Genomic DNA, 19,194 nt, shown 5'->3' with positions numbered 1-19,194 from the left:
GTGCGTGTTCATCGATTGAGCACAGTCATCGGCTGAGCACGCCGCGCTCCGCGAAGGGGCCGTCGCCGGTGAGGACCAGCCCGGCGAAGCGCTCGCCGATGCGGCGGTGGGCGGCGGCGTCCGGGTGGAGCTCGTCGGGCAGCGGCAGTTCGGCGAAGTCGGCCTCACCGTAGAGGGCCCGGCCGTCGAGGTAGTGCAGGTGCGCGTCCTCGGCCGCGCGCCGCTCCACGAGGCGCGCGAGTTCGTCCCGGACGACGGCCAGGGTCAGCTTGCCGCTCGCGCGCTCCGCCGGATCGCCCGCGGCCCGGAACCTCAACCGCCCCTCGCCCAGGGCGGAGAGGTCCGGGGCGGAGGGTCCGGGCGTGTCCTCGTGGATGGGGCACAGGATGGGCGAGACGACCAGCAGCGGGGTGCTGGGGTGTCCCTCGCGGATCGTGTCGAGGAAGCCGTGGACGGCGGGCACGAAGGCACGCAGCCGCATCAGGTCGGTGTTGACCAGATTGATGCCGATCTTGACGCTGATCAGGTCGGCGGGGGTGTCCCGCAGGGTGCGGGCGGTGAACGGGTCCAGGAGGGCGCTGCCGCCCAGCCCGAGGTTGATCAGCTCCACGCCGCCGAGGGACGCGGCGCGGGCCGGCCAGACGGCCGTGGGGCTCGCGGCGTCGGAGCCGTGGCTGATCGAACTGCCGTGGTGCAGCCACACCTTGCGGCCGTGGTCCGGCGTGGGCTCGACGGGGGCGTCGGTGCGCAGGGCGAGGAGTTCGGTGGTCTCGTTGTACGGCAGCCAGATCTCGATGTCCTTGACGCCGTCGGGCAGTTCACCGAAGCGGAGGGTGTCGGACGGGCCCGGCCGGTGCTCGGCGGTGCCGGTGGCCAGGTCGATGGTCAGGGTGTTGCCGCCGCTCGCACTGGCCTGCCCGGTGAGGCGGCCGTCGACGAGCAGGTCGTACACGCCGTCCGGGCGGGGCGGGGCGCCCGCGTAGACCCGCTTGGTGGGCCGCGCGTCCAGCTCGACGGTGGTGGCCCGGGTGCGGAAGGCCAGCCGGACACCGGAGGGCTGGGACTCCGCCATGGCGAGCTGTCCGTCGGCGCACTGGGCGCGGGCCCGCGCGGGCAGCCGGTGCGGCAGCACCCCGTGCGCGGTGCGTTCGAGTTCGAGGGCGCCGCGCAGGAGGTCCTCGGTGATGGGGGTGGTGATCCAGGGGTGGCGGGGCGTGGGCATGCTCTTGGCCTGTCTCGGTGGGGAATCGGTCAGGGGTGAGGGCGGGCGCGGCCCGTGCCGGCCTCGAACGGGCCTGGCGAAGTCCGGCGCGGCGTGGTGCGGTTGGCGCCCCGAAGGAGCGCGGGGCTGTCCCGTAGCGCGGCTCCGGCGCGCGGAACGCTACCGCGCGGGCCAGTCGCGCAGCAGGCTGTCGAGGGCGTCGAGGACGCGTACCCAGGACTCCTCGGAGTCCGGGGCGCTGTGGCTGAAGCCTCCCGCGAGCTCCAGGTCGACGTAGCCGTGGAAGACGCTGCCCAGCAGCCGGACCGCGTGGGTCTGGTCGGGCTCGGTCAGGTCGTAGCCGCGCAGGATCGCCCGCATCATCTGCGCGTGCCGCACGCCGGCGCTCGCGGCGGCCGTCTGCGGGTCGAGCCTGAACCGGGTCGCGGCGTAGCGGCCGGGGTGCTCGCGGGCGTAGTCGCGGCAGACGTTCGCGAAGGCGGTCAGGGCGTCCTTGCCGGCGCGTCCGGCCAGGGCCTCGGCGGCCCGGTCGGCGAGTTCCTCCAGGGCGAGCAGGGCGATCCTGGTCCGCAGGTCCTGGGAGTTCTTCACGTGCGAGTACAGGCTCGCGACCTTGACGTCGAAGCGCCGGGCGAGCGCGGAGACGGTCACCTGGTCGAAGCCGACCTCGTCGGCCAGCTCCGCCCCGGCCCGGGTCAGTCGTTCCGTGGTCAGTCCCACGCGTGCCATGGCTTCCTCCCGTTCGGCTAAATCGATTATGCAGTTGCCTAAAGGTTTTAGGCAACCGGGTGTCCGCCGGTCCGAGCGGCGGGGGCCGTCCGCCGGTGGCAGGCTGAAGACATGGCCCGGCCCAACGAGGAGGTCGAGGCGGCGCTGAAGGAGCACGCCGACCTTCTCGCGATCACCGGCGGCGACGCCTTCAAGGCCCGCGCCTACGAGAAGGCCGCCCGCGCGATCGGCGGCCACCCGACCGACGTGTCGAAACTCGACGCGAAGGGACTGCAGGAGATCCCCGGTGTCGGCAAGTCGATTGCCGAGAAGGTCGTGGAGTTCCTGCGCACCGGCCACGTCACCGCCTTCGAGGAGACCCGCACCGCCGTCCCGCCCGGCGTGCGCGAGCTCCTCGCGATCCCCATGCTCGGCCCCCGCAGGGCCATGACCCTCTTCGAGGAGCTCGGGGTCTCCTCCGTCGACGAACTCCTCGACGCCGTCCACGAGGAGAAGCTGCGCGGCCTCAAGGGCTTCGGGGAGAAGACCGAGGAGAACATCCTCCACGGCATCGCCCTCATGCAGCAGGCCGGCGGCCGCATCCGCATCGACGCCGCCATGGACGTCGCCGAGCAGGTCGTCGCCGACCTCTCCGCCGTCGACGGCTGCGAGGGCTGTGCGTACGCGGGGTCACTGCGCCGTATGCGCGAGACGATCGGCGACGTCGACGTCCTCGTCGCCGCCGAGCGCTCCGGCCCGTTCATGGACGCCCTCAGCAACCTGCCCTACGTCGCCGAAGTCATCGCCCACGGCCCGAAGAAGACGTCCATCCGCACGACGAAGGGGCTCCAGGTCGACCTGCGGGTGCTGCCGCCCGACGCGTGGGGCGGCGGACTGCTGTACTTCACCGGCTCCAAGGCGCACAACATCCGCATCCGCACCATCGCCGTGCGCGAGGACCTCAAGCTCTCCGAGTACGGGCTGTTCGACAACAGCACCGGCAAGAAGATCACCTCCGCCGCCGAGGAGGACATCTACGAGCGGCTCGGCCTGCCCTGGATCCCGCCGACCCTGCGCGAGGACCGTGGTGAGATCCCCGCCGGGCAGCGCGGCGAACTCCCCGAGCTCGTCACCGAGGACGACATCCGGGGCGATCTGCACACCCACACCGACCTCACCGACGGGCTGGCCTCCCTGGAGGACATGGTCGCCGCCGCGGCCGAGCGCGGCTACGCCTACTACGCCGTCACCGACCACGCCCCGAACCTGTACATGCAGCGCATGACGGACGCCAAGATCCTCGCCCAGCGCAAGAAACTGCGCGAACTGGACAGAAAACACCGGGGGTTGCACCTGCTGCACGGCACCGAGCTCAACATCGGCCCCGACGGCGAGCTCGACTGGCCCGACGACTTCCTCGCCGATTTCGACCTGTGCGTGGCCTCCGTCCACTCGCACTTCAAACAGAGCCGCCGCGAGCTCACCCGCCGTATCGTCCGCGCCTGCGAGAACCCGCACGTCTCCGTCCTCGGCCACCCCACCACCCGGCTCATCGGCAAACGCCCCCCGGTCGACGCCGACTTCGACGCCGTCTACGAGGCCTGCGCCCGCAACCACACCGCCCTGGAGATCAACGCCCACCCCGAACGCCTCGACCTGGGCGACGAGGAGATCCTGCGCGCCAAGAAGCACGGCGTGAAGTTCGCGGTCAACACCGACGCCCACTCCACCACGCACCTGCCCTACATGCGTTACGGCGTCGGCACCGCGCAGCGCGGCTGGCTCACCGCCGACGACATCATCAACACCTGGCCGCTGCAACGCCTGCGGCGCTTCCTGCGCGGCGGGTCCCGATAGTCACGCAGTACGATGGCGGCTTCGCCGCGGCCGGCGGAGACTTCGTGGAAGGAGAGGGCGCCCCCCGATGCTGCCGGAAATCACCGAGCACGTGTGCACCAACTGCGGCGCGGAGGTGAACGGCATCTTCGGCCGCTGGTCGTGCACCCGCTGCAGAACCAACTCCCCCTACGTCGAGCCGCCCGCCGCGTACGCGCGGCAGCTGGACAACGGCACCTCGCCCCGACGCGACCCCCTGCCGCACCATCTGTGCGGCGAGATCCGCTGCGTGTGCCCCCGGCTCGCCGGCAGACGCCGCTGAGCCGGCCTGCCGGTCCGCCACGTCCTATTGCGTCGGCGGCGGAAGCGCCGGTTCGCCGCCGAGATCCGCGCGCCGCTGGGCCGCCGCGACGTGCTCCGTCAGCAGACGGCGGGCCTTCGCCGCGCGGCCCGCGCGCAGGGCCTCGGCGATGGCGACGTGCTCGCCGACGTCCTCGGCCGCGTGGCCCCGCCCCGTGGTCGCGGCCGCGAAGACCCGGATCTGCTGGTCCCACAGGGTCTCGTACATCGAGGCCACCACCGGATTGTCGCCCGCGCGCACCAGCCGCGTGTGGAAGGCCCGGGCGATCTCCAGGGCCCGGACCGGCGAGGCCTCCTCGGCGCGCTCCCGGGCGCAGTCCTCCAGCAGCCCCTCGCCCGTCCCGCGCAGCGCCTCCGCTCCCCGCGCGGCCAGCGAGTCCAGCGCGAACAGCTCCAGCAGCAGCCGCGCCTGCAGCACCGAGCGCGCCTCGCCGGGGGAGACGGGCACGACGAGCGCGCCCCGCTTGGGGTACAGCCGCAGAAAGCCCTCGGCCTGCAGGCGCAGGAACGCCTCGCGCACCGGCGTGCGGGACAGGCCCAGCTCCGTGGCGACGGCCCCCTCGGAGAGGAGCTCGCCGCCCGGATAGCGGCCGTCGAGCAGGCGCTCCCGGACATGGGTGTAGGCGCGGTCGGCAGTGGGCGGCGGAGAGGTCATGGTTCCTATTGTGCCGTCGGCCCCGTCCCCTTGCGTCCCGTCTTGCATCTATGTTCGTACTCTCGTGGAGGCTGCGGGAAACGGACCCCGCACCGCCCCTTCCCCCGCGGACAAGGAGGCACGTTGCGCACCGCGCTCTTCGTGACCTGCATCAACGACGCGCTCCATCCCCGGAGCGGGCAGGCCACCGTCGCCCTGCTGCGCCGGCTCGGCGTGGACGTGGAGTTCCCGCAGCGGCAGAGCTGCTGCGGGCAGATGCACTACAACACCGGCTACCGCAAGGAGACCGCGAAGCTGGCCCGCCACTTCGTCGACGTCTTCGGCGCCTACGACGCGGTCGTCGTCCCCTCCGCCTCCTGCGGCGGGCTGCCCTCCGAGGCGTACGGGGCCGCCGCCGAGGCCGCCGGAGACGCGGGCCTGCTGCGGGACGTCAGGGAACTCGCCCCGCGCGTCCACGAGTTGACCCGGTACCTGACGGACGTCCTGCACGCCGAGGATGTCGGCGCGTACTTCCCGCACCGCGTCACCTACCACCCCACCTGCCACAGCCTGCGCGCCTCGGGGCTCGGCGACCGCCCCTACCGGCTGCTGCGCGCCGTCCAGGGCATCGACTTCGTCGAACTGCCCGCCCAGGAGGAGTGCTGCGGCTTCGGCGGCACCTTCTCCGTCAAGAACGGGGCCGTCTCCGCCGCCATGAACGGCGACAAGGCCCGCCACGTCGTCGAGACGGGCGCACCCGTGCTGGCCGCCGTCGACAACTCCTGCCTGATGAACATCGGCGGCCGCCTCACCAAGGACGGCCACACCGTCCGCACCCTGCACCTCGTGGAGATCCTCGCCCGCACCGAACGGGACGGACCACTGCCCGGGGTGCCCCTCGCACCGAGCGGAGCCCCGCGATGAGCCGTACCTTCGTCGGCTGGCCCGCCTTCCCGAGGGCGGCCGAACACGCCACGCGCGACGAGCAGTTGCGCGCCAACGTACGCCGCGCCACCCACACCATCCGCGCCAAACGCGACGCCCTCGTCGCCGAACGCCCCGACTGGGAGCACCTGCGGGACGCGGCGGCGGCGCTCAAGGACGACGTCCTCGCCCACCTCGACACCTACCTGGAGCAGCTGGAGGAGCGGGTCACCGCCGCCGGCGGCACCGTCCACTGGGCCGCCGACGCCGCCGAGGCCAACCGCATCGTCACCGCCCTGGTCCGGGAGACAGGCGAGACGGAGATCGTCAAGGTCAAGTCGATGCTCACCGAGGAGATCGGACTGGACAGCGCTCTGGAGGAGGCCGGCATCAGCGCCCGCGAGACCGACCTCGCCGCCACCATCGTGCAACTCGGCGACGACCTGCCCTCCCACGTCGTCGTGCCCGCCCTGCACCGCAACCGCACCGAGATCCGCGACATCTTCGTCCGCGAGATGGGCAAGCACGGCCGGCCCGCCCCGGACGGCCTCACCGACGACCCCGCCGAACTCGCCGAAGCGGCCCGCCTGCACCTGCGGGAGAAGTTCCTTCAAGCGAAAGTAGCCGTCTCCGGCGCCAACTTCATGGTCGCCGAGACCGGCACCCTGTGCGTCGTCGAGTCCGAGGGCAACGGCCGTATGTGCCTGACCCTCGCCGACACCCTGATCTCCGTCGTCGGCATCGAGAAGGTCGTACCCACCTGGCGGGACCTGGAGATCTACCTGCAAATGCTCGCCCGCAGCGCCACCGGCGAACGCATGGCCCCTTACACCACCACCTGGACCGGGGTGACCGACGGCGACGGACCGCGCGCCTTCCACCTCGTCCTCGTCGACAACGGCCGCACCCGCGCCCTCGCCGACCCCGTCGGCCGGCAGGCCCTGCGCTGCATCCGCTGCGGCGCCTGCATGAACATCTGCCCCGTCTACGAGCGCACCGGCGGCCACGCGTACGGCTCGGTCTACCCCGGACCGATCGGCGCGATCCTCAATCCTCTCCTCAAAGGCCCCGACGACCCGCAGACCGCCTCCCTGCCCTACGCCTCCACCCTGTGCGGCGCCTGCAACGACGTCTGCCCGGTCCGCATCCGCTTCACCGACGTACTCCTCGAACTCCGCTCCGACATCGCCGAGGGCGACGCCCGCGTCAAACACCCGGCGGAGAAAGCAGCCCTCAAGGCCGTCGAACAGGTCATGGCACACAGCCCGTTGTGGAACGCGGCGGTGAAAGCGGCCGGCAAGGCCGGCGTACTGCTCCCGCCGCACCGCAAGCTGCCCGGCCCCCTGCACGGCTGGACCGACAGCCGCGCCCTCCCCGACATCCCCAAGGAATCCTTCCGCACCTGGTGGAAACGCACCGACGGCGGCACGAAGGACGGAGACACCGAGTGAGCTCACGCGAAACCGTGCTGGCCCGCATCCGCGCGGCCGTCGCCGACCTGCCCCCAGACCGCGCCGACATCCCCCGCCGCTATCTGCGGCACGCCCCCACCGACTCCCCCGACGACCGCGCCGCCGCCGTGGCCCTGCTGACGGAGCGGCTGGAGGAGTACGGCGCCGTCGTCCACCGCGTCGGCGCCGAGGAGTTGCCGCACGCAGTGCCCCGCGCCCTGGACGACGGCGGAGCCCGTACGGCCGTCGTCCCCGCCGGACTCCCCGCCCCCTGGATCGCCGACTGGACCGGCACCGTCCACGAGGACTCCCCGCCCCTGCCGCACACCGCACTCGACGCCGTCGACGCGGTCGTGACGGCCTGCGCGGTGGCCATCGCCGAGTCCGGAACCCTCGTCCTCGACGCCGGCCCCGGCCAGGGCCGCCGCGCCCCGACCCTGCTGCCCGACCTCCACGTGTGCGTGGTCCGCGCCGACCAGACCGTCTCCGCCCTCCCCGAGGCCATCGGCCGGCTCGACCCGCGCCGCCCGCTCACCTGGATCAGCGGCCCGTCGGCCACCGCCGACATCGAGATGATCCGGGTCCAGGGCGTGCACGGGCCGCGACGGCTGACGGTGGTGATCGTGGGAGAGTAACGGGCCGTTCGCGGCGGCCGGTTCAGCGGCCGGTGCGTGGGGCCCCGGCTGGTGAAGTGGTGTCTGGCGGGGGCGTCTCGGTCGGCACCGGCACAGTGACTTCGATGGTCGTGCAGATGAGCCCGGACACGCAGACCGGCTCGGTGAGCGTGATGTCCAGCGGCCGCTGCGGGGACCCCGCCGCCGACCGCTGCCCGGGCCGGGCCGGTTCGGCCGCCTGCGCGGCCCGGCGTGTGACGCCCGGTACCGAATCGATCCACGGCAGCAACGCGGCCGCCGCGCCTACGGCGGCCACCCGGGCCAGGGCCCGCCTGCGCGTCAGACCGCTCCCGGAGGAGCCGGCCGGCGGGTCCAGCAGACGCTTGTCCTCCAGCTCGGCCAGGGCCAGCCGGACGAGATCCACGCTCACGGGGACGCCCGAGCCGGCCGACGCGGCCTCGGCCAGGTCGTCGAGGGTGCGGGTGCCGTCGGCGCACCGGAAGACCGTCGCGCACAGTGGGGAGAGAAGGTGGCCGGTGTCGGTGCGCTCGTCGTAGACGGCGAGCCGGCCGCCGTCGAGGGCCCGGGAACGCAGGCCGTCGCGACGGGCGTGCGGCTGGGACATGGAGGGGTCTCCCTTCACGATGCCGTGTATGCCGTGCGTGCCGTGCCGAACTGGTCGTGCAGGTCGGGCGGGACGAGAGCGAGTTGGTTCTCCTGGGCCGCGACGACCGGGACCGTGCGGTAGCAGCCGGGCTGGTCCCAGCGCGCGAGGTACTGGTCGATGGCCCTGTGCTCGCCGATCCACGCCGCCATGTCCGCCTCGTTGTCGGGCAGTTCGTCCAGCAGCCTGCTGAAGACGCCGCGGTCGTAGACGATGGCGTGGGTCGTGGTGACGCCGGTGACGTGCTCCAGGTGATGACAGCCGTCCGCGCGCTCGAACGTACGGCCCCAGTCGGCCCCGCCGAGGTAGAGCAGCGACCACGGCCGCCCGCGCAGCTCGTCCAGGGCCCGGCGCAGCACCCAGGTCGCGCCGTCGAGGAAGAGGACGTCGTCCTCCAGGACGAGCAGGTTCTCCAGGCCGTCGGTGTGGGCCAGTTCGACGGCCCTGCGGTGCGACAGAGCGCAGCCGATGTGGTGGTTGCCAGGAGTGGGGACCGCCGGCAGACGGTGCACCCGGTCCCCGTGGATGCCCAGGGCGGCGAGGCGCGCGCGGGTACGTTCCCAGCGGTCGGGCCGCTCGTCCAGGTTGATGCAGGTGATGCCGTCGAACGAGGTGAACGGGTTGTTCTGCTCGGCCTGGCGGTCCCGCACCGCTCGCTCGACAGGCTCCGCGCCGATCAGTCCGGCGAAATGATCGGTCATCTCGTCGACCGGCAGGCCCAGTTCGCCCCAGCCGATGAGGTAGTTGCGCAGCCGCCGGTCCCAGCTGTGCGGGAAGGGCACCTTCCCGGAGCGGTTGAAGCGATGGGTCCAGCGCAGGGCGGGCAGGCACAGCACACGACGCCCGGCGCGACGGAACTTCTCCTGAAGATAGCCCTCTTCGCCGCCGTGACCACTGAAGGCGGGGTTCAGGCCGGGCCACGCCTTGGTACGGCAGGCGAAGACCCCCAGGCCCTGCATGCCGATCTCGAAGGCCGGTCCGGCGGGGTCGGCGCCGCGTGGATCGCAGCCCCACTGCCCGTACATGCCCCGGTCCCAGCCGGGTTCCCAGTGCGTGCGCACCGTGCGCAGATCCTCGGCCACCAGTGGCCCCTGGACGAGGTCGTCGCTGTCGGGGTGGGCGTCGATGAACTCCAGCAGCGCCGCCAGTGCCCCCGGAAGCAGCTGGACGTGCGAGTCCAGGCACAGAGCCCAGTCGGAGCGGGCCTCGCGGAAGATCCGGTCCCGGGCCGCTGTGCCCACCCGCCGGTCGTAGGGGACGTAGCGCAGCCCCGGCACGCGCTCCTCCAGGCGCTTGAGCGCCCAGGCGTCCGGGCCGGCGGGGTGGTTGTCCACGACCACGAGGCCGATCCGGTCCCTGACCTCCGGGTGGTAGAGCAGCAGGCTCATGACCGTGAAGTACACGCCGTCGTAGTCGTCGTAGGTCGCCATCCCGACCGTGAGCGTCCGCTGTTCCCCGGCCGGGCCGGACTCCGGCCGCAGCCGGTGGCGGCCGTCGTCGCACGAGGCGAGCTCTCTGATCGCGGTGAGCGCGGTGTCGTCCATCCTCGTCCCTTCGCCTGACTCGTGCCGTGTGCTGTGCCGGAGGAAGCGCGGTCGGGCGTCAGGCGGTCACGGCCTGCGGGACCGCGAAACGCCCTTGGGTTCCCGGGGTTTCGTCCGGAAGGACCGGGGGCGGGAACGACCGGTGCGTGCCGGTGAGCCACTGGAGGCGGTCCAGGAGCCGCTGCTGCTCCGAGGACAGCCGAAGGCCGCGGGGGGCTTCGCCCTCCTCCCCCGTGTGATGGCGCAGCCGGGGGTCGAGATACGGACGCAGCAGTCCGGGGCCGGGCAGGCGGCCGTCCGGCACGACCCCGGAAATACGCAGGAACCGCGACGCGGTGTCCGCCCACTCCTCGGGGGCGTCGAGAAGTTCCTCGAACCAGGTGATCCAGACCGGCAACCCCGCCGATACCCGCAGGGACTCCCGCACGTAGCGCTCCCACATGGCCAGGCAGTACGGGAACGCGAACCCGTCCCGCGCGTTGAGCGAACGGGCGACAGCCACCGGGTGACGGACGACCAGGACCACCGCCGGCGGCACGGCCGGCAGCGACAGCCACAGCCCGGCCGTCAGACAGGTCCGCGGATCCTTCCACACCCAGGGCCCGTGGGGATGCACCACGCGGAACGCCGCCCGGCACAACGGCACCAGGGCACGCACCCCGGGCGAGGCCAGCCACGCCCCTCCCGCCGGCGGCGGCCGCCACGAACACGCTCCGGCGGCCCGCAGGATCAGCTCGTTGCACTCCACGAGCGTGCGGCTCTCCCAGTGCCCGCGCTCGTTGCCGGGACCGGCCCCCACGAGATCGCTCGCGGGAGCGACGGACAGCCCCAGCAGATTCAGCGCGCGGGTGACAGCCGAGGTGCCACTGCGGTGCATGCCCAGCACCACGACACCCGGCCGGCGTCCGTCGGCCGGCGGCGCGGCCGCGGCCAGTTCCCCGAACACGGTGAGCACCGCACCATCCATGGTGTGCCCCTTCACCCGGGCCGGAGGAGAACCACCGGCCGCAGACGACGCGTTGCCGGCCCTCGTCGTGCCTCATCGTGGCGGAGCCCGGCACTCACCGTCACCAGCGTGACGACGCACGACGACCGCGCATGCACACGTCACTGTCCACTGCCGTGCGCCCACGATCCGGTCACCCGCCGGCACGGACAGGACACGGCCGGGGAAAGGGGAGGACATGACCCTGCCGCAGATCCTGCACCAGGTGTGGCTGGGCGGACCGATGCCCGAGCGGTTGCGCCGGTACACCCGCACCTGGCTGCGCCACCACCCCTGCTGGGACTACCGGTTGTGGCGCGAGCGTGACATCGAGCCTCTGCTGAGGAACCGCGCGGCCTACGACGCCGCGTCGTCCTGGTCGGAGAAGTCGGACGTGGCACGGTACGAGATCCTGCTGCGGTACGGCGGAATCTACGCCGACACCGACTTCGAGTGTCTGCGCTCGCTGGACGAACTGCTCAACGGCGTCAACGCATTCGCCGGCACACCGGACGGCTGTCACGTGGCGAGCAACATCCTCGGTGCCGTGCCGGGACACCCGTTCCTCGCCGCATGCGTCGAGTATCTCCCCGCCCGGACGGCCCGCCTCCGGGGCGCGAGCCCGGCGCACAGGACCGGACCGGGGCTGACCACCGACATCTACCACCGGCTGCGGCGCCCCGGCGCACCTCCGCCGCTGACCGTCTTCCCCCGTACCTGCTTCCACCCGTACCACTACAGCGAGCCGCACCGCCGGAGGGAACGCTTCCCCGACGCCTACGCGGTGCACCACTGGGAGGGGAGCTGGGTGCGGTCGTGGGCGCCCGGCAGCGGCTGATACCGCCCGCGCTGTGGTGGATCTCACCCGCCCTGTGGTGACGGCCTGTCAGAATCCCCGGCCCGTCCGGACCATCATGGCGCCATGGATATCGGTATCGCGCTGCCCCAGCACGGCACCCACGCCCGCCCGGAGACGATCGCCGCCTTCGCCCGGGACGCGGAAGCCGCCGGATTCGACTCGCTGTGGGTCGGCGACCGCACGCTCGCACCCACCGAGCCCAGCGACGTCTACCCCGGCGGCACCCCCGAGAACCCCCTCCCGCCCGCGCACCGGACCTTCCTCGACCCGCTCACCGTGCTGACCGTCGCCGCCACGGCCACGTCCCGGGTCCGGCTCGGGACCAGCACCTTCACCGCGCCCCTGCACCCGCCCGTACTGCCGGCCCGGGCCCTCACCACGCTCGACCGCGTCAGCGGCGGGCGGCTGGACGTGGGCTTCGGCGTCGGCTGGCTGCGGGACGAATACACCGCCACCGGAGCCGACTTCGGCGAACGCGGCGCACGGCTCGACGAGTTCCTCGACGTCCTCCACGGCATCTGGACCCAGGAGGAGTACGGGCACGAGGGAACGTACTGGCACATACCGCGCTCCCACTTCGGGCTGCGCCCCCTCCAACAGCCGCACCCGCCCGTCTACTTGGGCGGCGTCTCCCCGGCCGCGATGCGCCGCGTCGGACGCCGCGCCGCCGGCTGGATGGGCGTCGTCCTGCCGGCCGAGGCCCACGCCGCGCTGTGGGAGACGGCCCGCCGCGCGGCGCGGGAGGCCGGCCGCGACCCCGACGCGCTGCGGCAGAGACTGCGCCTCAACCCCGGGCCGGGCTCCACCGCCGAGGAGATCACCGCCGCCCTGTCCGGCGTACGGGACCCCGGCGCCGACTGCTTCATCGACCTCCAGGGGTGCGTGCGGGAACCCGAGGAGGCGCTGTCCCTGGGCGTCAAGGTGCTGGAACTGCTGCGCGGGGCCTAGCTCCCGCTGGTGTACGCCCGTACGCTCCCGTTCCCGGGGACCGCAGCACCACACCCCGGGGAGCGGCTACGCTGGGGCTTGAAGAGTTCTTCACATCGTGAGCTGTCGCAGCGCCGGGCATCGCAGCCGAGGCGGACAGGACGCGGAGGGCGTTGAGTGGGCAGGGCACCGGTTCCGCTGTACCAGGCGAAGGCCGAGTTCTTCCGGATGCTGGGGCATCCCGTGCGCATCCGCGTGCTGGAGCTGCTGCAGGACGGGCCCAAACCCGTGCGCGAGCTGCTGGCGGCGATCGAGATCGAGCCGTCCAGCCTCTCCCAGCAGCTGGCCGTGCTGCGCCGGTACGGCATCGTCAGCTCCACCCGCACCGGCTCGACCGTCGTCTACGAGCTGTCCGGCGGCGACGTCGCCGAGCTGATGCGGGCCGCGCGCCGCATCCTCACCGAGATGCTCGCCGGCCGCAACGAGCTGCTGGAGGAGCTGCGCGGGGCGGGCTCCGCGGGGGCCGCTCGGTGAGGCGGCGGCGCGGCCGCCCGCAGCCGGCCTGCGACCGCACGCCGCCGCCCGTGTGGCGCCGCATCCTGACGGTCCCGCTGGAGCCCGAGGCGGTACGGCTCGCGCGCGAGGACGCGACGGCGGCGCTCGCCGAGTACGGGATCCGGCCGGACTCCGCGTTCGCCGGCGCGGTCCTGCTCGTGGTGAGCGAACTCGTCGCCAACGCCGTCCGGCACGCCGCCGAGCACTCGCCGACGGCGGACGTCACGGTCGCGGCCGGCGCCGGACAGCTCGTGATCGGGGTCGCCGACCGCGACCCCCGCCTGCCCGACCTCTCCCCGGAAGCCGTCGGGGACGGGCTGCGCACCGTCGCCGACCTGGCCGCCGCCTACGGCGGATCCATCGGCGCGGAACGGGACGCGCGGGGCTGCGGCAAGGTCATGGTGGCGCGGTTCCGGGTTCCCGACGAACTGGGCACGACAGGGCGGCGCGTGGGCAGCCGGGCACGCTGAGGGCACGCGTGTCACTGCGCGTAGTGCCCGTACCGCGCGTACCAGTCCACGCTGCGCGGCCGCGTGCCGTAGCGCGACCAGTAGCGTGACGACCAGCGGCTCCACTCGCACCAGCCGACCGTGAAGGCGTCCAGCCCGGCGACGAAACCGGCCAGCGCCGGCTCCGTGCGCAGCACCAGCCGGCGCAGTTCCACCCAGCGGGCGACGCTGTCGCGCAGCAGCCGGTCGGCGGCGTCGATGGCCTGCTGCAGGGTGCAGCCGTGCTCGGCGGCGATCCGGCGCACCAGGTTCTGCTCACTGCCCGTGCACAACTCCGGCTCGCACGAGATCAGTTCCTGCATGAGCCAGACCACTTCGATATGGCGGTCGATCAGCCGGGTCGCCGGCAGTCCCGTCATCACGGTGTCGGAGAGATCCCCGGTGCCCAGCGCGTACTCGACGAAACTCACATCCACGAGCCGGCCCACCCCGCGCCGCCGGCAGCGCATGTAGTGCTCCACGCTCACGTCCGCGAGATCCGCGAACTCGCCGTCGGCCCCGTCCCGGCAGGCGGCCAAGTGTGCTTCCCAACGGCTGCGTTGACCGGCGGACAGCGCCGTCACGAAACGCGTGTCGGCATGCTGGAACATGCGCCCCCACGACGAGGTGTCCTCGACGTTCCCCCGGGCGAAGGAATTGCGCACCGCCGCGAACAGCGCCCCCTTCCCGGTCCTCACGGAATCGCCGAACCGCCCGTCCCGCAGGGCGATGGCCGCCGAGTAGTCCGCGAGCAGCCGCAGCCGCTCGGCGGGACAACTCGGATAGGCCAGCGCGCACATCGCGGCCAGCCCCTGGCGGAGGTCGGCGCGCTCGCGCTCCGGGTCCTCGCAGGTGCCGAAGGACATGTACCACGCCTCGTGGGCGTCCTTGACGGTCAGATAGTGCCGGTTGAAGCGCAAGGGGGCCGGATAACAGATCTCGGGAATCCGCAGTTCGCCGACGCCCGGGCACCTGAAACGCAGTTCCTGGACGACATGGGAATCGCGGGCCGGGTAATCGTGGGCGACGTAATCCGGAGTGTCGTATTCGCGGGTGACGTAATCGTGGGTCATGGCGGAGTTGATATCCAAGTCCGCTCCGGCCGTGACCCACGGCACGCACCCCGGGGCCCGTGGCTCACGCGTTCGGGCTCTTGGGGAACGCACGGTACTACGCGTTCGTTTAGAGCCCGTGACTACACGTTTCTTTAGGAACGACAGGAACGACAGGAACGACAGGAGCGGGGACGGTCACAAGGGCAGGAACGCGTCGAGCTCCGCGTCATGGGCGAGCACCAGCCCGGTGTCCACCCCGTAGAACCAGCCGTGCAGCCGCAGCCGCCCCTCCGCCAGCCGCTGCCGGACGCACGGATAGACACGCAGCCGCTCCAACTGCACGCGCACATTGCGCTGCACCGCCGCGTGCACCCCCGGATCGTCGGTGCCGAACGCGTCGAGCCCGTCGGGCAGTTGGGCGCGCAGCCAGCCCGCGACGGCGGGCATGCCCGTCAGGTCCTCGCCGCGCGCCCGGGCGCCGACGGCCCCGCAGTGCGAGTGCCCGCACACCACGATGTCCGGCACCCCCAGGACATCCACCGCGTACTCGATGGTCGCCGACTCGCCGCTGGGCCGCCGCTCGTCGTAGCAGGGGACCGCGTTGCCGGCCGTCCGCAGCTCGAACAGATCGCCCGGCCGGGCGCCGGTGATCAGCGAGGGCACGACCCGGGAGTCCGAGCAGGTCACGAACAGGGCCGCCGGGGACTGCCCGGCGGCGAGCCGCCCGAACTCCGCGCGCCGCCGCCCGCTGCGGGCGATGCGCCGCTCCAGGGTCCGGGCGTGCTCTATGAAGGGCTGCATACGGGATCCCCCTCCGCGCCCGCGCGGGGCGGAAGGGGCCGGAAGGTCCCCTTTACGAACCGCGCCCGATGCGGTACATACGGGCTGCCCGGGCCGTGCGGCGGGTATGCGTGGTCCGGCGGCGCGCCGGTTGCGCGCGGCGCACGCGCGCCGGGGGAAGGCGCGCCGGCCCACAGCGCGCCGGACGGAGGAACGCCCGGCGCGCGGCCCCGGACCCCTACGGCAGCCGTACGGACTGCGCGTGCCGGAAGACGTCGCGCGGGTCCCAGTCCGCCTTCACGCGCTGCAGACGCGCGTAGTTGTCCTTGTAGTACAGCCGCGTCCACGGCGTGTCCGAGGTGTTCCAGGCGGGGTCGCCGAGATCGGTGTCGGGATAGTTGATGTAGCAGCCGTCGTTGACGCCGTCCGGCACCGGCACGCCGCCGCTCGTCGCGTACACGTCCCGGTACAGCTCCCGGATCCAGGACAGGTGGCGCTCGTCCTCGGCCGGGTCCGTCCAGTACGTCTGGTACTGGAGCTTGAGCACCGAGTCCCGCTGCGCCACCGCCGTGTCGCCCGGCGCGACCGCGTTGATGCGGCCGCCGTAGGAGTCGATCTGCACCAGGGCGTCCGGGTTGGCGTAGTCCTCCCGCGTCAGGTGCTTGTACAGCGCGCTGATCTGCGCGTCCGTGAAGCCCTTGCGCATGTACGCCGACTTGTACTTGGCGCGGTGGGCCGGCAGCGCGCCGCTGAGGGAGTCCGTCGCGATGAACCACGGCAGCCGCCTGGGCGCAGCGAACTCCGGCATCGGCGCGTGCTCGCCCATGCGCCGCGACAGCGCCTGCCGCCGGTGGCTCACCCCGTCGTGGACCGCCGCCAGATAGTCGTTCAGCAGCCGCTGCGCGTCCGGCACGGTCGCGTCCATCTGCGTCACCAGTCCGATCTGCCCGGACGAACGGTGCGTCAGCTTCAGCAGACCGAACAGGGAGTTGTACGGGGAGTCCGGTGCGCTGTTGCGCTCGTGCCAGGTGCCCCAGTTGCGCAGCAGCCGGGCGAAGGCGGCCTCGTCGACGTCGTCCCACTTCAGCGCGGTCGCGTGGACGAACACCTCCGACGGCGGCTTCGGCAGCAGCTCCGAGGGATCGCTGCCCTTCGCCCCCGGCGAGCGCAGCCAATACCGGGTGATCACCCCGAAGTTGCCGCCGCCGGCGCCCGTGTGCGCCCACCACAGCTCGCGGTTGGGGTCGTCCGCCTCGCGCGTCGCCACGACCGCCCGCGCGGTGCCGTCCTTGCCGACCACGACGACCTCGACACCGTAGAGATGATCGACCGTCAGGCCGTGCAGCCGCGACAGCAGCCCGTAGCCGCCGCCGGATATGTGGCCGCCCGCGCTCACCGAGTAGCAGGAGCCGGCGGGCAGGGCCACGCCCCACAGCTTGTACAGCGCCTCGTACACATTGAGGTTCGAGGCCCCCGCCTCCACGGCGAACGCGTGGCGGGCCGGGTCGAAGTAGACGTCCGCCATCGCGGACATGTCGATGACGACCTGCACATCCTGGTGGTAGACGAAGTTCTCGTAGCAGTGCCCGCCGCTGCGCACCGCGACGCGCTTGCCCGCGTCCACGGCCTCCTGCACCGCCGCCACGACGTGCTCGGTCGAGGTCACCAGCCGGACGTACTCCGGCGCCCCGCACCAGCGCTGGTTGACCCCGCGCACCAGATCCGGGTAACGGCCGTCACCGGGCCGCACGGTGACCGCCCCCGGCGCCGGCACCCCCTGCGGCGCGGCCTGCGCGACAGCCGTCGGCACCGCCGCCGTGACCGCCGCCCCACCGACGACGGCCGCCCCGCCCGTCAGCAGGCTGCGGCGCCCGATGGCCGAAGTGTGCGCCCCGGACGACGTACGGCCGGACTTGCTCATGCTTGCGTTCCCCCCTGGGATCGTGCGGACGTGCCCTCAGATGTGATCACAAACAGAGTGGTTCAGACCAATCGAGGACCCGGGCGGCGAACGGCTCGCCCCGGCACGGCTGTCAGTGGCCGCTGCCACGATGAGCGCATGGAACCGCTGCTGCTGACCGACATCGAACGTGCCGTACGCGCCAGTTGGGGCGCCGACACCTGCACCCCGGACCACCGCCCCCACTGGCGTCCGGAGCATCCGGCGCGCGACCAGTGCGGGGTGACCGCGCTCGTCCTGAACGACCTGCTCGGCGGGCAGCTGATCCGAGGCGAGGTGATCGCCGGCGGTGAGCGCGTCGACTACCACTGGTGGAACAGGCTCGGCGAGGGCGTCGACATCGACCTCACCCGGGAGCAGTTCGGCCCGGGGGAGACCGTGACCGGAGGCGTCGTCATACCCCGCCCGCCCGAGATCCACCGGCTCCGTGAGGAGTACGAGCTGCTGCGCCGCCGGGTCCTGGAAAGGCTGGGCCGCGGCGGCCCGTGAGACCCGACGCGCGGATACCCCCCGCACGGTGACCGTTTGCGCGCCCGCCCCGCTCTCCGGTAGCGTCCCCGTCCCAGCAGTCGGACGACGACCGAGGAGGTGAGACCCATTACCGCTGTCCAGGTGGGGTGCTCTCACGTCACGGCCGTACGGTTCCGCCGGGACGGGTGACCGCGGGAGCGCCCTTCGGATCCCCCGGAAGGCTCGCTCTCTCCATGTCCGTACCCCGGCCGCCGCTCTCCCGCGCCGGCATCGTCTCCACTCTCCGCGCCGCGGGCTGTGTCTTCGCCGAGGACGAAGCCGCGCTGCTCCTTTCCACCGCCCGTACCCCCGACGAGCTCGCCGCCATGGTGCGGCGGCGCACCGAGGGACAGCCCCTCGAACACGTCCTGGGCTGGGCCGAGTTCTGCGGACTGCGCGTCGCCGTCGACGCCGGCGTCTTCGTGCCCCGCCGCCGCACCGAGTTCCTCGCCCGCACCGCCCTCGCGCGGGCCCGGGCCCGGGCGGACGGCGGCGCCCGCCCCGTCGTCGTCGACCTGTGCTGCGGCACCGGCGCCGTCGGAGCCGCCCTCGCCACGGGACTTCACGGCCGGCTCGACCTGCACGCCGCCGACCTCGACCCGGCGGCCGTGCGCTGCGCCCGCCGCAATCTGGCCGCCGTCGGCACCGGCCGCGTCCACACCGGCGACCTCTACGCGCCCCTGCCCCTGTCCCTGCGGTCCCGCGTCGACGTCCTCGTCGCCAACGTGCCCTACATACCCACCGAGGACATCCCCCTGCTGCCTCAGGAAGCCCGGCTGCACGAGGCCCGCACGGCTCTCGACGGCGGCGCGGACGGACTCGACGTCCTGCGCCGCGTCACCGCCGCGGCACCGCGCTGGCTCGCGCCCGGCGGACACCTCCTCGTCGAGACCAGCGAACGCCAAGCACCGCGCGCCGTCGGGATCTTCCGCGCGGCAGGGCTGCTGCCACAGGTGGTGACCTGCGACGACCTCGACGCCACGGTGATCGTCGGCCGCAACCCCTGACCCGGCGGGCCCCGCCCCGGCCGCTACGGTCGTCTACCGCCGCACCCGCCCCGCCCGTACCCTGACACCCGCGCACCCGCACACGCGCTCACCCCTGCGATGGACCGTCGA

20 protein-coding genes are annotated in these 19,194 nt (G+C 72.8%); 11 read left to right on the top strand and 9 right to left on the bottom strand.

The features are described 5' to 3' along the window. Positions 1–25: 25 nt before the first annotated feature. Both ACFP1Z_RS09925 and ACFP1Z_RS09920 read right to left on the bottom strand, forming a co-directional pair. On the bottom strand, positions 26–1,222 hold the full coding sequence (locus tag ACFP1Z_RS09925; RefSeq protein WP_390315623.1) for a GDSL-type esterase/lipase family protein: 1,197 nt from the start codon (positions 1,220–1,222) through the stop codon (positions 26–28). Between the two features lie 159 nt (positions 1,223–1,381). Then, a complete protein-coding gene (locus tag ACFP1Z_RS09920) occupies positions 1,382–1,951 on the bottom strand; it encodes a TetR/AcrR family transcriptional regulator (protein WP_390315622.1) in 570 nt (189 codons plus the stop codon). Positions 1,952–2,062: 111 nt separating this feature from the next. Between ACFP1Z_RS09920 and polX the strand changes: the two genes are divergently transcribed. Beyond that, positions 2,063–3,787: a DNA polymerase/3'-5' exonuclease PolX gene (polX, locus tag ACFP1Z_RS09915; RefSeq protein WP_390315621.1), complete on the top strand. Its 1,725-nt coding sequence runs from the start codon at positions 2,063–2,065 to the stop codon at positions 3,785–3,787. 67 nt (positions 3,788–3,854) lie between these two features. Next, the gene (locus ACFP1Z_RS09910; protein WP_390315620.1) at positions 3,855–4,088 is read left to right on the top strand and encodes a hypothetical protein; all 234 of its coding nucleotides are present in this window, start codon (positions 3,855–3,857) and stop codon (positions 4,086–4,088) included. A 24-nt stretch (positions 4,089–4,112) separates the two neighbouring features. Here the strand turns inward: ACFP1Z_RS09910 and ACFP1Z_RS09905 are convergent, their stop codons facing one another. Then, positions 4,113–4,781, bottom strand: coding sequence for a GntR family transcriptional regulator (locus tag ACFP1Z_RS09905; protein ID WP_390315619.1), 669 nt, complete (start codon positions 4,779–4,781; stop codon positions 4,113–4,115). A 123-nt stretch (positions 4,782–4,904) separates the two neighbouring features. Here ACFP1Z_RS09905 and ACFP1Z_RS09900 point away from each other — a divergent pair, with 123 nt between their 5' ends. The 3 genes from ACFP1Z_RS09900 to ACFP1Z_RS09890 are packed head-to-tail and all read left to right on the top strand — an operon-like array spanning position 4,905 to position 7,770. Continuing rightward, positions 4,905–5,684, top strand: coding sequence for a (Fe-S)-binding protein (locus tag ACFP1Z_RS09900; RefSeq protein ID WP_390315618.1), 780 nt, complete (start codon positions 4,905–4,907; stop codon positions 5,682–5,684). After that, a complete protein-coding gene (locus tag ACFP1Z_RS09895; protein WP_390315617.1) occupies positions 5,681–7,135 on the top strand; it encodes a LutB/LldF family L-lactate oxidation iron-sulfur protein in 1,455 nt (484 codons plus the stop codon). Before ACFP1Z_RS09900 ends, ACFP1Z_RS09895 begins: the two co-directional genes overlap by 4 nt. Next, entirely contained in the window at positions 7,132–7,770 is a 639-nt protein-coding gene (locus tag ACFP1Z_RS09890) for a LutC/YkgG family protein (RefSeq protein WP_390315615.1), read from the top strand. The genes ACFP1Z_RS09895 and ACFP1Z_RS09890 overlap by 4 nt, the downstream gene beginning before the upstream one ends. A gap of 22 nt (positions 7,771–7,792) precedes the next feature. Here ACFP1Z_RS09890 and ACFP1Z_RS09885 read toward each other — a convergent pair whose 3' ends face one another. From ACFP1Z_RS09885 to ACFP1Z_RS09875, 3 genes are read right to left on the bottom strand one after another with little or no spacing between them, the layout of a single operon-like run. Further along, positions 7,793–8,374 carry a hypothetical protein gene (locus ACFP1Z_RS09885; RefSeq protein ID WP_390315614.1) on the bottom strand — a complete coding sequence of 194 codons (582 nt, stop codon included), beginning with the start codon at positions 8,372–8,374 and terminating at the stop codon, positions 7,793–7,795. Positions 8,375–8,388: 14 nt separating this feature from the next. Further along, positions 8,389–9,957: a glycosyltransferase gene (locus ACFP1Z_RS09880; RefSeq protein WP_390315613.1), complete on the bottom strand. Its 1,569-nt coding sequence runs from the start codon at positions 9,955–9,957 to the stop codon at positions 8,389–8,391. Positions 9,958–10,015: 58 nt separating this feature from the next. Further along, positions 10,016–10,924 (bottom strand): sulfotransferase family protein, encoded by a 909-nt coding sequence (locus ACFP1Z_RS09875; RefSeq protein ID WP_390315612.1) that lies wholly within the window; start codon positions 10,922–10,924, stop codon positions 10,016–10,018. 217 nt (positions 10,925–11,141) lie between these two features. On the opposite strand from ACFP1Z_RS09875, the gene ACFP1Z_RS09870 reads away from it, so the two are divergent. The 4 genes from ACFP1Z_RS09870 to ACFP1Z_RS09855 all read left to right on the top strand — a co-directional run bounded on the left by ACFP1Z_RS09870 (position 11,142) and on the right by ACFP1Z_RS09855 (position 13,753). Beyond that, positions 11,142–11,780, top strand: a complete 639-nt coding sequence (locus ACFP1Z_RS09870) for a glycosyltransferase (protein ID WP_390315611.1) — start codon at positions 11,142–11,144, stop codon at positions 11,778–11,780. 84 nt (positions 11,781–11,864) lie between these two features. After that, on the top strand, positions 11,865–12,749 hold the full coding sequence (locus ACFP1Z_RS09865; protein WP_390315610.1) for a TIGR03619 family F420-dependent LLM class oxidoreductase: 885 nt from the start codon (positions 11,865–11,867) through the stop codon (positions 12,747–12,749). A gap of 156 nt (positions 12,750–12,905) precedes the next feature. After that, positions 12,906–13,262, top strand: coding sequence for an ArsR/SmtB family transcription factor (locus ACFP1Z_RS09860; RefSeq protein WP_390315609.1), 357 nt, complete (start codon positions 12,906–12,908; stop codon positions 13,260–13,262). Between the two features lie 50 nt (positions 13,263–13,312). After that, entirely contained in the window at positions 13,313–13,753 is a 441-nt protein-coding gene (locus ACFP1Z_RS09855) for an ATP-binding protein (protein WP_390315608.1), read from the top strand. A gap of 11 nt (positions 13,754–13,764) precedes the next feature. On the opposite strand, the gene ACFP1Z_RS09850 is transcribed toward ACFP1Z_RS09855, so the two are convergent. From ACFP1Z_RS09850 to ACFP1Z_RS09840, 3 genes are all read right to left on the bottom strand, one after another. Continuing rightward, a complete protein-coding gene (locus ACFP1Z_RS09850) occupies positions 13,765–14,844 on the bottom strand; it encodes a terpene synthase family protein (RefSeq protein ID WP_390315607.1) in 1,080 nt (359 codons plus the stop codon). Positions 14,845–15,021: 177 nt separating this feature from the next. Then, positions 15,022–15,627, bottom strand: coding sequence for a carbonic anhydrase (locus ACFP1Z_RS09845; RefSeq protein ID WP_390315606.1), 606 nt, complete (start codon positions 15,625–15,627; stop codon positions 15,022–15,024). Between the two features lie 217 nt (positions 15,628–15,844). Further along, a complete protein-coding gene (locus tag ACFP1Z_RS09840) occupies positions 15,845–17,527 on the bottom strand; it encodes an FAD-binding oxidoreductase (protein ID WP_390315605.1) in 1,683 nt (560 codons plus the stop codon). A gap of 138 nt (positions 17,528–17,665) precedes the next feature. Here ACFP1Z_RS09840 and ACFP1Z_RS09835 point away from each other — a divergent pair, with 138 nt between their 5' ends. Beyond that, complete coding sequence (locus ACFP1Z_RS09835; protein ID WP_390315603.1) at positions 17,666–18,055, top strand: YunG family protein; 390 nt, start codon at positions 17,666–17,668, stop codon at positions 18,053–18,055. Positions 18,056–18,270: 215 nt separating this feature from the next. Beyond that, positions 18,271–19,083, top strand: coding sequence for a putative protein N(5)-glutamine methyltransferase (locus tag ACFP1Z_RS09830; protein WP_390315602.1), 813 nt, complete (start codon positions 18,271–18,273; stop codon positions 19,081–19,083). Positions 19,084–19,194: the final 111 nt, after the last annotated feature.

Source organism: Streptomyces gamaensis (assembly GCF_042656465.1).
Taxonomy (GTDB): Bacteria; Actinomycetota; Actinomycetes; order Streptomycetales; family Streptomycetaceae; genus Streptomyces; species Streptomyces gamaensis.
Note: the sequence above shows the minus strand (reverse complement) of the source record. Positions and strands in the feature narration are given on the sequence as shown.